Annotated in this window: 8 protein-coding genes; 7 read left to right on the top strand and 1 reads right to left on the bottom strand. The window is 62.9% G+C overall.

Annotated features, from left to right (window positions below):
- Positions 1-803 precede the first annotated feature (803 nt).
- The 3 genes from KA354_02865 (at position 804) to KA354_02855 (ending at position 8319) form a co-directional block, all read left to right on the top strand.
- Positions 804-3542, top strand: a complete 2739-nt coding sequence (locus tag KA354_02865; GenBank protein ID MBP7933568.1) for a sulfatase-like hydrolase/transferase — start codon at positions 804-806, stop codon at positions 3540-3542.
- A gap of 39 nt (positions 3543-3581) precedes the next feature.
- The gene (locus tag KA354_02860; GenBank protein ID MBP7933567.1) at positions 3582-5018 is read left to right on the top strand and encodes a sulfatase-like hydrolase/transferase; all 1437 of its coding nucleotides are present in this window, start codon (positions 3582-3584) and stop codon (positions 5016-5018) included.
- 304 nt (positions 5019-5322) lie between these two features.
- The gene (locus KA354_02855) at positions 5323-8319 is read left to right on the top strand and encodes a DUF5107 domain-containing protein (protein MBP7933566.1); all 2997 of its coding nucleotides are present in this window, start codon (positions 5323-5325) and stop codon (positions 8317-8319) included.
- 355 nt (positions 8320-8674) lie between these two features.
- Here KA354_02855 and KA354_02850 read toward each other — a convergent pair whose 3' ends face one another.
- Positions 8675-8851, bottom strand: a complete 177-nt coding sequence (locus tag KA354_02850; GenBank protein ID MBP7933565.1) for a hypothetical protein — start codon at positions 8849-8851, stop codon at positions 8675-8677.
- Between the two features lie 673 nt (positions 8852-9524).
- Between KA354_02850 and KA354_02845 the strand changes: the two genes are divergently transcribed.
- The 4 genes from KA354_02845 to KA354_02830 all read left to right on the top strand — a co-directional run.
- Positions 9525-9956, top strand: coding sequence for a Gfo/Idh/MocA family oxidoreductase (locus KA354_02845; protein MBP7933564.1), 432 nt, complete (start codon positions 9525-9527; stop codon positions 9954-9956).
- A complete protein-coding gene (locus tag KA354_02840) occupies positions 9907-10653 on the top strand; it encodes a DUF3298 domain-containing protein (GenBank protein ID MBP7933563.1) in 747 nt (248 codons plus the stop codon). The genes KA354_02845 and KA354_02840 overlap by 50 nt, the downstream gene beginning before the upstream one ends.
- A 29-nt stretch (positions 10654-10682) precedes the next feature.
- On the top strand, positions 10683-11588 hold the full coding sequence (locus KA354_02835) for a type II secretion system protein (GenBank protein ID MBP7933562.1): 906 nt from the start codon (positions 10683-10685) through the stop codon (positions 11586-11588).
- A gap of 444 nt (positions 11589-12032) precedes the next feature.
- Positions 12033-17362: tandem-95 repeat protein (locus KA354_02830; GenBank protein ID MBP7933561.1), on the top strand; the 5330-nt coding region annotated here is incomplete at its 3' end.

The following is a 17362-nucleotide window of genomic DNA, read 5'->3' as shown; positions in this document are numbered from 1 at the left end:
ACGCAGGGGCGAACCTGCCCGTGTTGAAACTCTACAGTTCACTCTGTAGCGACGGGGCGGCCGGGATAGCCACCAACCGAATGAGGGCAAGTGTTCCACGTGACATCGAGACTGGCTATCCCCTGGCTTGAGCGAGATGCTCTGCAGCTCGGCGGCATCAATCGTAAACGCGTGACGGAGTCCCAGCCAGGATGGCAGATCTACCGAAACCTCGGCGTTGTCGACCAGGCGCATGTCCATCGCATCCCAGGCGTCACCTTCTTCTTACACCGGGAGTCACGGCCTCCACAGACAGGCCCATACCCCGGTGTTTGCCCCCCGCCGTCGGTCACACCGACCGGCATCCGCGGGCCAATCACTTGGCGAGCATACGCACGTTGCATGGCGGAATCAACGAAAACGGAGTGCCCGATGGCCGACAGCGAAACGATCGTGATGGGCCCCCCTCCCTCACCCCGCCGTCCGCAGTGATGGCCCGGCGAACAACGCGTGGCGCCTCGACGCGTTCGGAGATTTGGGGAAGCTTGTGACGGACAACTGCGTGAGTCGATGGAGTTGCATCAGCGAAGACCCTCGGGAATAATCCTCCACTGCGTTGACTGCTACCCGACCGACCTGAGCCAGCTGAAGCCCGACACGCCGAGGCATGGCACCACGATACCGCCTGTTTCGACGGATACCGCCGGTATCCGGGGTAATGACCAAGCCCCCATCGCCTCCGGCTCGCGGTGGGCCCCTGTCGTTCGTCACACTTGTTGACCGAAGCGGCCCGCACAGGTAAACCGTACAGGCTGGAGCCTCACATGCTCGGACCCGGAATCCATGCACTGGTTCGGTTTTGTTCGCTTTTCGCCTGGCTGTTGCTGGCTCTGGTTGCCCCCGCCGCCCGGGGTGCCGAGCGACCGAACATCCTCTTCATTCTCGTCGATGACCTCGGCCCGGAGTGGCTGAGCTGCTTCGGCAGTGAGCACGCCACGCCCAGTATTGACCGTCTGGCCAAGTCGGGTGTGCGTTTCACCCACTGCTATGCCACGCCGTTGTGCACGCCGAGTCGCCACGTGCTTTACACCGGTCGCTACCCATTCCGCACCGGCTGGGTCATTCACCACGACGTGCCGCGTTGGGGAGAGCCGTACTTCGACTGGACCAAGGAGGTCACGTTCTTCCGTTACCTGCGTGATGCCGGCTATGCGACGGCTATCGGCGGCAAGTGGCAGCTCAACGACCTCCGCCGTCAGCCGGACGCCCTCTGGCACCACGGATTTGACGAACACTGCGTCTGGCCGGGGGCCGAGGCCGGCCAGAACCGCGTCACCGAACGGTACTTCGACCCCTTCGTGCAGACCGACGGCCGGCGGCCTGATTGCACGGGCAAGTTTGGCCCTGATGTGTTCAACGATTACCTCATTGACTTCATGAGGCGCCGCCGCAACGGTCCGTTCTTGGCCTTTCACTCCATGGTACTCACCCACACGCCGCTGACCACGACCCCGCTCAACCGCGACCGGAATCTGAAGGGCACTGCTCTCTTCGCCGGCATGGTGGACTACCTGGACCACCAGGTGGGCCAGCTGCTCGAAGTCCTCGACGATCTCAAGATCCGCGACAAGACGATGGTCATCCTCGTCGGGGATAACGGCACCGTCAAGGGCGTGCCCTGCCGGATGAATGGCCGGCTGGTCGACGGCGGCAAAGCCACGCTCCTGGAGACCGGCATCTGTGTCCCGCTGATCATCAGCTACCCCGGCAAGACGCCCGCAGGCAGGGTGAGCGATGAACTGATTGACTTCTCCGATTTTCTACCCACGCTTCTCGAACTCGCCGGCGTGAGGCCGCTCAAGGAGATCGCCATCGACGGCCAGTCCTTTGCGGCCACCCTGCTGGGCGAGCCGGAGCCCCGACCTCGCCGCGGCTGGATCTACTCGCAGTACGGCCGGAAACGGGTCATTCGCAACCGGAGATTCAAGCTGACCTCCGACGGCAGATTGTACGACCTGTACGCCGACCCGGAGGAAAAGCGGGACCTCGCCAGTAGCCTTGACTCGGAAGCGAAGGCCGCCCAGACCAGGCTCATGGCGGCCCTTGACTCGCTCCCGAGCGGTCAATCGTTGCCCTTTCCTCAGCATCCGGAGAGGGGAAAGGAAGAGAGTGGCATCGATTCCAGGGCCAGACGCAATCTTGCGTTCAGCCCGTCGGATGTTTCGGGGAAGAAGCCCAACATCCTCATCTTCCTGGCCGATGATCTGGGCATTGGGGACATCGGATGCTACGGCTGCAAGGATATCAGGACGCCCCACATCGACCTGCTCGCCCGCGACGGAATCCGCTTGACCCACTACTACAGCGCCGCCCCGCTGTGTGCCCCCTCGCGCGCCGCCCTGCTCACCGGCAGAAGCCCCGCCCGCATTGGTCTTTCGCTCGAGAAGAACATGGCCGGCCGGTCGGGTGAGCCGGGCCTGCCGGCCGAAGAGACCACCCTCGGCGAACTCGCCAGAGCCGCCGGCTACGCCACCGGGGCGATCGGCAAATGGCACCTTGGCTTCACGCCGGAATCCTCACCCCATAATCAGGGTTTCGATTTCTTCTTCGGTTTTTATTCCTCGCTGGTGGATTACTACTCACACATGAACTACTGGACCGACTCGTACTTTCATGACCTCTATCGCAACCGCGAAGAAGTCCACCTGGAGGGTCAACACACCACCGACCTGTTCACCGGGGAAGCTATCCAGTTCATCGACAAGCATCAGAAGGACCCGTTCCTGCTCTACGTCGCGTTCAACGCCCCGCATTACCCCATGGTCCCGCAGGCAAGGCACCGCCAGACCTACCCCGGAGTGCCCAAGGCTAGAGCCGAGTACGCAGCCCTGGTCGCTGGTCTGGATGAAGCCGTGGGCGTGATCCTGGAGCATCTGGACAAACGCGGGCTTTCCGAGAATACCCTGGTCATCCTGACCAGCGACAACGGCTGCGCGCCTCCTTCTCTGCGCGGCGAGGGTGGCGGCAGCAATCACCCGTACCGTGAGTACAAACGCAGCCTTTTCGATGGCGGCATCCACATGCCCTGCGTTCTGCGCTGGCCGGCCGCCGTGACGGGCAACCAGACTCGCTCCCAACTGGCCATCGCTATGGATCTTTTCCCCACCGTAGCCGAAGTCCTTGGTGGCGAAGCACCCGTCCACCGCGCCATCGAAGGCCGAAGCTGGGTGCCGTTCCTCCTCAACCCCGACGCCCCCGGCCACAAGACGCTGTGCTTTGAGTGGGACAATCAGTCGGCGGTGCGCCAGGGCAAGTGGAAGCTGGTTCGCAATGGCTACGTCGATCTGGTCCATTCAAAGGACAATCCAGGCGCCAAGGCCAGGCGCGCTCAAGGAGTGGATGGCATCTTTCTATCCGACATGGACAGCGACCCGGGCGAGCAGGTTAACCTGCGCTTCAGGCATCCCGAGGTGGTCGATGCACTACTGAGAGAACACGCCGCCTGGCTGAAGTCGATCAGCGACGACAGAGCCGCAGAGGGCGGAAAGGCACTGCCGCAGTAGCGTAGATCGTGGTTCCGCCGGCGACCATGAGGACCGTCTATGAGGACCCTCGTTTTGCTGCTTCTTGTTTTCGGTTCCGAGCTCGCCTGGGCCAGGCAACCCGTCGAGCGCCCCAACGTGTTGTTCATCCTGGCTGACGACTTGGGTTGGGGGGATCTGAGCTGCTACGGCCACCGGCAGCTGAAGACACCGTGGCTTGATCGGCTTGCCACCCAGGGCATGCTGTTCACCCAGTTCTATGTCAATGGCTCGGTCTGCTCCCCGAGCCGCTGCGCGTTCATGACCGGCCAGTATCCCGCCCGGCACCGCATCCACGGCCACTTCGCCAGCCATGAGTTGAACGCCCGTCGCGGGATGTCCAACTGGCTGGACCCAGAGGTTCCGAACGTGGCCGCTCTGTTCAAGACGGCGGGCTACGCCACTGCGCACTTCGGCAAATGGCACCTGGGAGCCGGGCTGGGCGCCCCGGACCCAACCGCCTACGGCTTTGACCAGGCCCGGACGATGGTCTCGGTGAATCCCGGCTGGTCCGAGCCGCCGGATCAGTTCTGGCCGAAATCCACCCGCCTGCTCGTGGATGAGACCCTGCGTTTCATCAGAGCCAACAAGGATCGACCTTTCTACGTCAACCTCTGGACGCTGCTGCCGCACGCAACGCTGAATCCGACGGAAGAGCAGATGCGGCCCTACAACCACCTCAATCCGGGTTCGGGCATCCGGCACAAGGGCGCAGAGGCCATCTACTATGCCTCCGTTGGCGACCTTGACGAGCAGATCGGGCGACTTCTGGAGGGGTTGGAGGAGCTCGGCCTGGCGGATGAGACGCTGGTGATCTTCTCCAGCGACAACGGACCAGAGGACATCCATATCGTGAACGCGGGGCACAGCGGTGTCGGCTCGGCCGGGCCTTTTCGAGGCCGCAAGCGAAGCCTGTACGAAGGCGGCATTCGCGTGCCCTTCATCGTGCGCTGGCCGTCACACGTTCCCGCCGGACGAGTCGAGGACCGGTCCGTCGTCGCCGGTGTCGATTTTCTGCCGACGATGTGTTCGCTGGCGGGAATTCAGCCGCCGGCATCACACCCCCTGGATGGCGAGGACATGAGCGATGTGTTGTTGGGATCAGCGCGGCCACGGCGAACACCGCTGATGTGGGAATGGCGATTCAACATACCCGGCGAACCGTTCCACCGCAGCCCCATGCTGGCCATCCGCGAAAGTGACTGGAAGCTGCTCACAAACCCGGACCGCAGCCGAACGGAGCTGTACGACATTCCCAGCGATCCGACACAACTCAACAACCTCGCCGAACGCCGTCAGGACCTGGTGGAACAGCTGGCGGCCAAGGTCCTGGCTTGGCACAGAAGTCTGCCCGAGGGTCCGATCGAGGCGAGTGCGGGACGAGACAACTACCCCTGGCCCGGCAGAAAGACCGTGCCGGCGCTTGCGCCGCGATCCGGCACCACCCGTCAACCTTGATGAGGGCCCGGTCCCTGCTTTCAGGGCATGAGAACGGCGGCGTGGCTCACCTCCCGTGTCGCCAGAGGTTGTTCGGCGGACAGATGAGATCGGCCGGGGGTCGGGAAAGCCGGAGCGTCCGCGGCCTCCAGGAGCCGACCGAGAGGCTGGTGATACCGGCTGACGAGGGTGTCTCCTGTAGACGAGTAGCGCGACGGGGACGAATCGCTGTAGAATGACGGACGCCGCTCGACGTTCGAGTCATAGATGCCTGAGATGTCTCGAGGTGAGAGAGCCGTGGTAATCCAGATGGGAGGAGGATGCGATGACGAACACGATTGCCCTGGCAGCAGGGATAATGCTGGCGATCGGCCCCCTGCTCTTTGGGGCGGGCGGCGTTTCGATCGAGGAGACGAGGCTTGACATACCCACCTACGTTCTGGGGCCGGAGGACAAGAGCCCGCCCTTGTGGAACCAGAACGTCTACCCCTATCCATCTCAGACGGACATCACGCGAGACAAGCGAATGGTCTCTCATCGAGTCGTCATTCTGGAAAACGATTTCACGCGCGTGCTTATTCTGCCGGATCTTGGAGGGCGGCTCTATGCGGCTCACGACAAGACCCACGGCGACTTCGACTTCATTTACCACAACCACGTCATCAAGCCGGGGCTGGTGGCGTTGCGCGGCGCGTGGCTGTCCGGCGGCATCGAATGGAACTTCCCGACGCTCGGGCACACGGTGAACACGGTCTCGCCGGTGCAGTACAAGATCATGCGCGGCAAGGACGGCAGCGTGACCTGCGTCGTGGGGGCCACGGAGTGGGTTCGCCGCATGCGTTGGACCGTGGCCACGACTGTCTGTCCGGAGCGGTCCTGGTTCAGGACCCGGATCACCCTGTTCAATCCGACGCTGACGCACAACAACGGCTACTTCTGGGCCAACGCCGCGAGCCACGCCTGGGCGGACACCCAGGTCATCTTCCCACCCACGGACTACACTTACGCGAGCCGGCGGGCCAATCCCGAACCGTGGCCTCTCCACGGAGGGATCGACAAATCCTGGTACAAGAACATCCCCTACCCTGCTGATTACTTCTGCGGTGTCCCCGGCGACTTCAACGGCGTCTACAACATGGACCGCGATTGCGGGATGGCCCATTGCGCTTCTTCCCTGGAATCGCCCGGCAAGAAGTTCTGGACCTGGGGAACCGCTCGAAGCGGAGCGATATGGGAGGACATGCTGACCGACAACGATGGACAGTATATCGAAGTCCAGTCCGGCCGATGCCCCACTCAGGGCGATACATGGATCTTCGAGCCTCATATGCAGGAGAGCTGGGACGAGTACTGGTATGCCCTCAAGAAAATGAAGGGCTTGGTCAAAGCGAATTCTGATGCCGCGGTCAACTTCCGTGTTGAGGGTGGCGACGTCATCGCGGCGGTCAACGTGACCCGGCCTTTTCCGAACAGCTGCGTCAAGGTATTCCGTGGCGAGACGGAGATACACAGCGAGCGAGTCGATATCAGCCCTTCGACACCGCTGGTCAGGCAGATCCCGTTGCACGGCACCGGTACGGTGTACCGTCTGCTGGTCCTCGATGCTGGCGACCGCGAGATCATCTTCTACTCGACCCAGAAGCCGCCGATTTCCCGCCCCGAGCTTCAGCCCGTCATGCCTGACCGCGGCGAGCTCACCGCAGAGCAGGCGCAGCTGGCGGGCCACTACGCCCTGAAACAATGGGACATCGAGAAGGCGGTGATGTGCTTCCAGGAGGCTCTGCGAAAAGACCCCGGGCTCGCGACGGCCTCGGAGTCGCTCGGACTCGTTTACTACAAGACGAGCCGCCTCAAGGAGGCACTCGACCTGTTCCAGCGTGCCCTGGAACGAAATGAGGACCAGCATGCCGCACGCTACTACCGGGCGCTGTGCAAGATCGGACTCGGCGTTGGCGAGAGAACCGAGGAGGACCTTCACATGGTTGGGCGGCGGGCGGCCCACCGGCACGTCGCGCCGCTGGTCCTGGCCTCGATGGCGGTCGGCCGCAACGATCTGGTCGCGGCCGAGCGGTACCTTCGCCAGGCGGTTCGGCACAACCCGGACGATCCTAAGGCCCGTGTCCTTCTCGCCGCGGCGTTGAGACGGCGGGTTTCAGCTGACGAGGCGGCCGCCATCGTTCGGGGAGTCCTCGAGGACGATCCGCTGAACGCGTTGGCCGCGGTGGAAAGCCACCTGCAGGGCGGCGCCGACGAGCTCGGGCTGCTCCGCGATGATCCGCAGTACTACATCGAGACGGCGTGTGATTACGGAGAGATGAACCTGATCGATGATGCGATCGCCGCCCTCAAACTGTACGAGGAGCGAAGAAACGCGGCCCGGCATCCGTTCGTATACTATCATCTCGGGTACTACTGCCAGAAGCGCGGAGAGGATGCAGCCGCTCGCGATTACTTCTCCAAGGGCTCGCAATTGTCTCCTGACTATGTCTTCCCGTTCCGGACGGAAAGCGAGACTGTTCTTCGGATGGGTCTGTCGTGGTTCCCGGACGACTGGAAGCTGCACTACTACCTGGGCACGCTCCTGAGCGCCCGGATGAGATGGCAGGAAGGTCTGGTCCATCTCCAGCAATCGCGGGCCGGGGCGCCGAAATACGCGACCCTGTATCGGAACCTCGGAGAGATCTACTGGACCAAACTGAAGGAACATGACAAGGCGGCGGCCGAGTACGAGAGAGCGATCGCGTGCGATCCTGAGGACCCCAACCTGTATGTTTCGCTGGATCGCCTCTATGAGCTATCCGGGCGAAAGGACAGGCGAGCCGAGCTGTTCACCCAGCTTCCTGCCGACGTCGGCCGCAACTGCAATCTGTTGCTCAGGAGAGCAGCCTTTCTGATCGATGACCACCGCCAGGCTGAGGCTCTCGAGATCCTGCGAAACGCCACCTTCCATCCGTGGGAAGGATGGACGGGGGCGCGGGAGGTCTATCTGCGCGCTCACCGTACACGTGCCGACGCTCTCATGCGCGAGGGGCGACACGAGCAAGCGATCCAGGACCTTCTGGCTGCGATGGAGTATCCGGAGAACCTCGGAACGGGCAAACCCGACAATCCAGTCTACGTCGTCGAGCACTATAAGCTGGGCTGCTGCTACAAAGCCCTCGCGAGGAAGCAACAGGCCGACGAGTACTTTCACAAGGCTGCCGCCGAATCGAGAGCGTCAGGTGCAGATGAGATCCGCTCCAGAGCGGGGGCCATCAAGGAACTCGGCCGGACGCAGGAAGCCGAGACCCTTCTGGACAAGGCGGGGCTGAAATCGGAATGAAGGGGGACTCTGCCGGCAACAGACGACGGTTGTCGCGAGCTGAGCCGCCGGCTTGGCTCGCCCTTCCTGCCGTCAAAGATCCTCCACCGCTCCGAGAGACAGCGCTTGATCCGTGCCATCGACAACCCGGCTTACCGTGAAGGGCCCCCGAATCGTCGTGGGTGCCGAACCTGGAACGCGAATTGCGAGCTGAATCAACCATCCGTTCTTGGCCGAGGCTCCAGGCCGCTTGGAGACCGAAGCCGCCTCACGCCGGGGTCACCCCGCCGCGTTGGGTGGCCAAGCGGAAAACGAGGGGAAATGGAGGAGCGGCAGCCGGTTGCCGCAGATGCCGGACCTGAGGATGCTGGAGAACTCAATCGAAGAGGTCCTCGAGATCTTCAAGGAGATTGTTGTCGTCGTCGTCGTTGCCGACGTCGAGCCGAAGGCCGTCCTCGCTTCCGCGGAGTGTGAAGTCGCAATCGGCACCCATGGAGACGACCCCACCCAGGATGACCGCCGCGATCAGCATCCATTGCTTCAACTTGGACATCTCGTTCTCCCTTCTGCATCTCCAGCCGCTGGTGTCAACGGGGCGCAGGTGCCTCACGGGACAGCATTCTCTGTGCCGCCGGATCGGATCAGATCTTCGCCAGTCGCATCCTGCCCCGGGCGTCTAGCTTAGTGGGCGGTCCGTACCGCCATGTCCTTATTATCGTAGCCGAGCGAGTCGAGAATTGAGGCAAACCGATCCGATCCGGGTCGACTGTCGGTCTCCCCAGTGGGCGTTCCTGGATTCCCAGCCGTCCAGCGGCTCTGATTGGGAGGGTTCGGCCGGTTCGCTGGGTGGCCAGGCACCGGCCGGTTCGGGCGATCCATTGTGCCGGTCTGGTTGCCCGTTCCTCGGGCTACCGCGGCCAGATTGCCGAACCGTCGTCGACCTCGGGCTGCCCTGCTCACCCCGCGCTCCACAAATGGTGGCGTTCCCCCGTCCCGTTCCTCTGGTCAGATTCAAGGCCCCTCCCTGCTGCATGCCTGCAAAGCCAGCCTCAAAAGCAAACGACTACGAGCTGGCTTACGGGAAGACTACCTCATCAGGATCCTGGGCCAGGGGATTCAGATGCGATTGCCCTGCCCCGGGGACCCAGCACCACCTCCTCCTGTTGACTCCCGAGGCAAAGCTGGGTAGTCATCGTCATCGGGGACACATTCCAGGAGGACATGCGATGTATGACTCTTCGACGCGCCGTTCGTTCCTGCAGGCAATGGGTGTCGGCGCCGCCTCGCTGGGACTTCAGGGCTCTGCCCGGTCCGAGGAAAAGCCAATCCCGGGTTTTGCGGCAGCGCCTGCCGACGCGGACAGCACTCAGGGCTGGAAGCCCTTCTCCGACCGCAAGATCCGCGTCGGCATTGTCGGATACGGAGTCTGCAAATTTGGAGCAGCGTTCAGCTTCCAGGACCATCCTAATGTCAGAGTCGTAGCCGTAAGCGATCTCATGCCCGAGCGGTGTGCCCAGCTGGCCAAAGCGTGCCGCTGCGAGAAGACGTACCCTTCGCTTGAAGAGCTGGTCAAAGACAAGGCGGTTGAGGCCGTGTTCGTTGCTGCGGATGGACGGTCTCACGGCTCTCGGCGAGGAGTACGTCACCGAGTATCTTGACAAACGCGGCGCGGCGCCCGACACAACAAACACGGTCCACGCGCTGGTCAAGTTCGACGATTTGTTCGGCAACGGTACCGGCAAGGTCCCCCCCCTCGCCCAGATCCTCAAGGCTTACCTGGTCGTCACAACCGCTCCTCGCTCAGAGAGCTACCAGACCCGGACCGGCGGCCCATTCAATGTCCGGCAGCTGCTGGTGGACTTCAACTGGACACTGACCGATGGCGCACCCGGGCTGCGGTTCTGGAGCGACTTCGGCGAGAATGGCCCCACTGAGGAAGGCGGCACAATCGGACCGATGATTGCCAGCGCCGAAAGCCTGATCTGGGACAGCCAAGCCTGGTTCGAAATCACGGACACGGTCAAGGGCTGGCAGGCCGGCGAAGTCGACAAGGGACTCATCATCGAGTCCGCATCGGACGACGGATGGAAGATCCACTGGCTCAAGGAAGGTGCCTTCCCACCTCAACTGGTGGTGTTGGTTCCCAGCCGAGTCCCGGACCTGAATGGTGACAGCTACGTGGACCAAGCGGACGTCACCCTCTTCGTCAACTGCGCCTCGGGCCCGGCGATTCCCTATAGCGGCGAGTGCGCGATGGCCGATTTGGACAGCGATCAGGATGTCGACCAGGTCGACTTCGGCATTCTTCAGGCCTGCTACAGCGGCACAGAACTGGCAGAGCCGGGCTGCCTCTGAAGGTGAGTGCATTGGCTGGACTCAAGACAATCCGATGCGGCGCGTTCACGCTCATCGAGGTCCTGGTCGTCGTGGCGATCATCGCCCTTCTGGTCGCGATACTGGTACCATCGTTTAACAGAGCGCGGGAGGGCAGCCACCGCGTGGTATGCCGGTCCAATGTCAAACAGATCACGACGGCCATGATTCTCCACGCCATGGATGACGCCAAGAGAGGCGTCTATGTCTATACAAGTGAGGGTGCAGACGACGGTCTGTACTACCTTTACCCGAAGTACCTGAAGGAAGGCCGCACCGCCGTCTGCCCCTCCACGCGTAACGTGGTCAGCCTCTCCAGACCGGCCTCCAAGCAGAAGCTGGCCATCGGCGATCTCGTCAAGGACAACAGCGGAGCGTGGCAGACCCGACTCGAGTACTACCTGGAATTGACCGTCCACCCAGACCTCTCGCACGCCGCCTGGCACCGCTTCGACGACGGTAGAGGACCGACTAACGGCACGCGTCTCACCAATCGGGGCGGCCACAGTTACGAGGTCTTCGCCTGGCACAGCGCGGGCATCTTTCCTAACGGTTTGCGCTATGATGAAACCGGACGAATCACGCTCAAGACAACCAAGAGACCGTCCGTCCAGTTCATCCTCGTGGACAGCGATCAGGACCCGGATGATTCCGGCGCGGGAGGAGTCGTCCTGGGCGCGCATGTGTACAACAACTGGCCGGACCAGGCCACCAACAATCACGGGCAGGCGGGCGGAAACATCGGCTTTCTCGACGGCCACGTGGACTGGGTCACACAGCGAGGTTGGGTCCCCGTCCACCTGGGTTCAGCCCATCTGGCCTGGCCGGAGCAGCTCGCGCGCGACACGTACTTTCCGAACCTGACCAAGCAGGCCCGCCCCGACCGCCAATCAGGATACCTCTGGAGGCTGCACTGAGGTCGTCGCCGCACAGCTCGACAATGATCACATCGCCCAGGCCGCAGATCAGGCAGCATACGGCCCGCCAACACGAACCTGAGCCCTCGGGCAGGCGATGGCCGCGACGATTGGGTCTGAGATCACAGGCCAAGCGCATGCCGGTTCGGCGGTCATGGAGATGATACCCTTCGGCGACTGGCACGTCGCTGTTGACGAGGCCACCGAAGCGCTGCGGCTATGAAATTGAACTTGGCCGATAACGGCTGCTCGCGGCGGCTTGCCCCGGACAGAGCTGCTCCAAACACGTCCCATATACTGAGCAGCGACAGATCGCTCCCAGGGAGTTCCCCTTCCGTCATCCACGTATCGTATGCTCCAGCCAGGGAGTTTCGCCGCTCAATCGCCCCGGATACACGGACTGCGCAGACTATGGCCGCAACGAGGTGCAATGTGGACACACAGGTGAAAACAACCTCCGCGACAGAACCCGTCAAGGAGCCCACCAAGCCCAGCACTCCCGCCGCAGCGCCCGGTGTCGAGACCGAGTCATCGGTCCGGACACCGGCACCTCTCAAGGGCGTGCGGCTCGAACCTCGCATCCTCCGGTCAGTGACCTGGACCGACGTCGCAACGGGTACCGTTAATCCCGGTCCTACGGACCAGGCTGACTCCTTCATGGGCGATACTGCCGACAACGTGGCCGACGGACTGGCTGGCGACGACGTGCTCTCGGCCTTCGCCGGGAACGACACCCTGCTGGGAGGCTCAGGCAACGACACGCTCGACGGCGGCGTCGGTGACGATCAACTCGACGGCGGTGATGGTACGGATACAGCCTCCTACGCCGGCATCAGTCGCGACGTGGCCGTCGATCTCAACGCGGGCACATCCTCCGGCGCCGCAGGGAACGACATGCTCGTCAACATCGAGAACGTCACCGGAGGGACGGGGGACGATCAGATTGCCGGTGACGAACAGAACAACACCCTGGACGGGGGAGCCGGCGACGATGTCCTTGACGGCCGGTCGGGTGATGACGTCCTTCTCGGTGGGAGCGGAAGCGACACCGCCGATTTCGGTTCGGCGACAAGTGGCGTGAATGCCGACCTCTCCAGCGGCACCGCGACCGGCGGCGCGGGCGACGACACCCTGATCGGAATCGAGAACGTAACCGGATCCACCCACGATGACACGCTTCGAGGCGACGAAGGCACCAACACGCTCGACGGGAGTACCGGTAACGATGTGCTCGAGGGTGGAGCGGGCAACGATGAGCTGATCGGCGGTGAGGGCGTGGATACCGCGGTCTACTCGAATGCATCCACAGGCGTAGCCGTCAATCTGGCAGCGGGTATCGCCAGCGGGGGTGATGGAAGCGACACACTATCAGACATCGAGAACGTCGTCGGATCGAATCACAACGACGTGCTGACCGGCACCGGCGGCGCCAATGTGCTGACCGGCGGCGACGGCGATGACGTCCTTGTCGGCGGCCAGGGCGACGACGTCCTTGACGGTGGGATCGGCCTGGACACAGCGTACTACACCGACACCATAGGCAGCGTCACCGTCAACCTGGCCCTGGGGGAATCCACCGGGGCTGCCGGACACGATACGCTCATCAATGTCGAGAACGTGACCGGCGGATCGGGCCACGACCAGATCACTGGTGACGCTCGAGAAAACACCTTGCATGGTGGCGAGGGAAATGACGTGCTCGATGGCGGCGCAGGAAACGATGCGCTTTACGGCGACGCCGGATCCGACACGGCGTCATACGGATCAGCGACGAGCGGCGTTGACGTGAACCTTGCCGCCGGAACGGCCGATGGCGGCGGAGGGCACGATGCCTTGTCCAGCATCGAGCACGTGACCGGTTCGGGCTACGATGATCTCCTCGTCGGCGATGGCACGGCGAACCGGCTTGACGGAGACGGCGGAGATGACAACGTGGAAGGCGGCGTAGGCGATGACACGCTCATCGGCGGAGCAGGTGCGGACACGGTCCACTATGACCATGCGGCCTCGGCGGTCAACGTCAACCTCGCGACCGGGACAGCCTCGGGCGGCGACGGTTCCGACAGCCTCTCTGGTTTCGAGAACGTGGTGGGTTCGGATTTCAGCGACACGCTGACCGGTGACGGCGGTGCCAATACGCTGTCGGGCGGTCTAGGCAACGACACACTGGACGGTGGTCTTGGCAACGACGTCCTCGACGGCGGAGCCGGCACTGACACCGCCTCCTACGCGAGCATGGCGTCTACGGTCAACGTCAACCTCGCAGCCGGTGTGGCCACGGGAGCCGCCGGCACCGATACCCTGGTGGGTATAGAGAACGTCGTGGGCGGTTCCGGTTACGACGTTCTGACGGGCGACGATCAGAACAACACCCTACAGGGCGGAAGCGGCAACGACACGCTGAACGGCGGATTGGGCGATGACACCATCGGTGGCGGCTCCGGATCGGACACCGTCTCGTACGCGAGTGCGAGTGGAAGCGTCGATGTTAACCTGACAACCGGCAGCGCCAACGGCGCGGCTGGAAGCGATACTCTGAGCAGCATCGAGTACGTCACCGGGTCGGCTTACGATGACAATATCGTCGGCGACGGGAACTCCAACGTGCTTGTCGGCGGAGCCGGCAACGACACCATCGACGGAGGATCTGGCAACGACACCATCGAAGGCGGCCTGGGCGACGATACCCTTCTCGGTGGTACCGGAACCGACACCCTTCGCCACAGTTCAGCCACGGGCGGGGTCACGGCCGATCTCACCACCGGAACCGCCAGCGGAGCGGACGGATCGGACTCTATCAGCGGTTTCGAGAACCTCACCGGCTCCAACTACGCTGACACACTCCAGGGTGATGCCGGCGCCAACACTCTGTCCGGATCGGGCGGAGACGACGTGCTCGACGGACGAGCGGGCAACGACACGCTCGACGGAGGGACGGGCAATGATACGCTGATCGGCGGCGGGGGCACAGACACGGCGAGCTACAGCGGGGCATCGGGCGCGGTTACAGTGGATCTGGCCAACGGGACAGCCAGCGGAGCCGCCGGTAACGACACACTTAGCGGTATCGAGAACGTCACCGGATCCTACTACAGCGACACCCTTCTCGGTGATAATGGAAACAACGTACTGGTCGGCGGCTCGGGCAACGACAACCTGGATGGGCGCGGCGGCACTGATACCGCGAACTATTCATCGACTTCGGCCGGCGTCAACGTCAACCTCGCCCAGGGCACGGCAACCGGCAGCGCAGGCAACGATACACTGGCCAATATTGAGAATGTCACCGGCGGGTCCGGAGCGGACATCCTGACAGGCGATGACGGCAACAACGTGCTGTCCGGTGGCAGCGGCAACGATGTGCTGAATGGCGGGCTAGGCAATGATACGCTGGACGGCGGAAGCGGAACAGACGTAGCCTCGTACGCCGACGCTTCCGGATCGGTGACGGTCAATCTCTCGACCAACAAGGTGACGGGCGCTGCCGGTTCGGACACACTGGTCAGCATCGAGAACGTGCAGGGCTCCGGGCACGGCGATGTAATAACGGGCAACAGTAGCGCGAACACACTGGAGGGCGGCGCAGGCAATGACATCTTGGACGGCGCTGGCGGCACAGACACCGCATCTTACGCCAGTGCCACTGGCGCGGTGAATGCCGATCTCTCCAGCGGGACTTCTTCTGGCGCCGCGGGCGAGGATACCCTTCTTCAGATTGAAAACCTGAGCGGTTCTGCCTATGACGACATGCTGGTAGGCAACGCGAACGCCAACGTGCTGACCGGCGGCCTGGGTGATGACGCACTGAACGGCGGTGCCGGGGTGGACACGGCATCGTACGCCGGAGCCAGCGGCGCGGTGACCGTCGATCTTGCTGCGGGGACTGCCAGCGGCGCGGCCGGCAATGACACGCTCGTCAACATCGAGAATCTCGCCGGATCAGATCACGCCGACAATCTGACCGGTGACGATGGTGCCAACACCTTGTCCGCCGGCGCGGGTAATGACACCCTGGACGGTGGCCTGGGCAACGACACCCTGGACGGCGGCGCGGGAACCGACACCGCCTCGTATGCCGGGGCCAGTGGAGCAGTGACGGTGAGCCTGGCTGCTGGACAGGCAACGGGGGCCGCGGGGAACGACGCACTGACTGGTGTCGAGAATGTGACCGGATCCGACTATGGCGACACCCTTGCGGGGGACGTGAACGCCAATGTGCTCTTGGGTGGCTCCGGCGATGACCGGCTCGATGGCGGGGCCGGCAATGACACGCTCGATGGCGGTACCGGGCACGACACGGCGGATTACAGCACCGCCTCCTCGGCAGTCAGCGTGGATCTGACCAAGGCGGTCGCTCAGAGTACGGGTGGTTCAGGCACCGACACCTTGGTGAGCATCGAGAGCGTCGTCGGCAGCAATTACAGCGACACCTTCGCGTTCAGCCAGCCAACCGACGGAGCTCACTACATCGTGGATGGCGGTGGTGGCACCAACACAATCGACCTGTCCAGCTTCTCACGGGCTGATGCTTCGATCGACAAGGCCGCCGATACCGTCATTGTGAACATGGACGACGGACAGCACTTCACGATCGATTACAGCAACATCGCCTCACTGAAGTTCGGTGACGGGACCGTCCTTACCACCGACACGGCGCCCGTGGCCAGTGCAGGAGATGATCAGAACGTCGCCGGTGGAGCATTCGTGACTCTGGACGCTTCCGCCAGCCAGGATGCCGACGGCGACTTGCTGCATTACACCTGGACCCAGACTTCGGGTCCGTCCGTGGAATTGAGTTCCGCCAGCGCGGTCGGCCCGACATTCACCGCGCCCGACGGTTACGTCAACATGAGCCTGGACTTCCAGGTTGAGGTGTCTGACGGCACTCACGTGTCGACCGACAACACGCATATTGTCGTCAACCGGGACGATTTTGCCCCGAAAGCTGATGCCGGCCCTGATCAGGGCGTTACCGAAGGCGACGTCGTTAGCCTCGAAGGGAACGGCACCGACCCGCTCGGCAACGGCCTGACCTATGAGTGGATACAGGTATCCGGCCCGACAGTCGAGTTGAGCGACGCCCATGACCCCAACCCGACCTTCGCGGCACCAGAGTTGGACAGCAGTGAGCCAGTCCGATTCGAATTGCACGTCAGCGACGGTGCCAAGACCTCGGTCGATACGGTCAACGTGTTCATCAACGCTGTCGATGACGGCCCTACCGCATCCGCTGGACCTGATCAGGTCGTTGAAGAGCACGCGATCGTCTCCCTGAACGGACAAGGCAGTACGGATCCCGACAGCCCGACCTTGAACTACCAATGGACCCAGGTCAGCGGGCCGGCTGTCGAACTGAGCGACAGCACATCATCACAACCGACGTTCGAGGCGCCCAACGTGGCCAATTCAACCGTGCTAACCTTCGAACTTCAGGTGAGCGACAGCCATACGACCCACACCGATACAGTCGATATCACCGTGACTCCGACCAATGTCGCACCAAATGCCCAAGCTGATGAATTCGCCACAACTGAGGACACGGCTTCGCACGTGGATGCCGCCCAGGGCGTGCTCGCCAACGACACCGACCTGGACGGTGACACCCTGTCGGCCAGCCTCACCCAGGATGCCGAGCACGGCCATGTAACCTTGAATGCCGACGGCTCGTTCACCTATACACCAGAGGCCAACTTCAGCGGCACCGACACGTTCACCTATCAGGTCAGCGATGGCCAGGGTGGGCAGGCAACCGCGACCGCCATGGTCACGGTCAC

It is taken from the genome of Phycisphaerae bacterium, assembly GCA_018003015.1.
In the GTDB taxonomy this organism is placed as follows: domain Bacteria; phylum Planctomycetota; class Phycisphaerae; order UBA1845; family PWPN01; genus JAGNEZ01.
The sequence above is the reverse complement of the archived record's forward strand: the minus strand, read 5'-3'. Positions and strand labels throughout refer to the sequence as shown.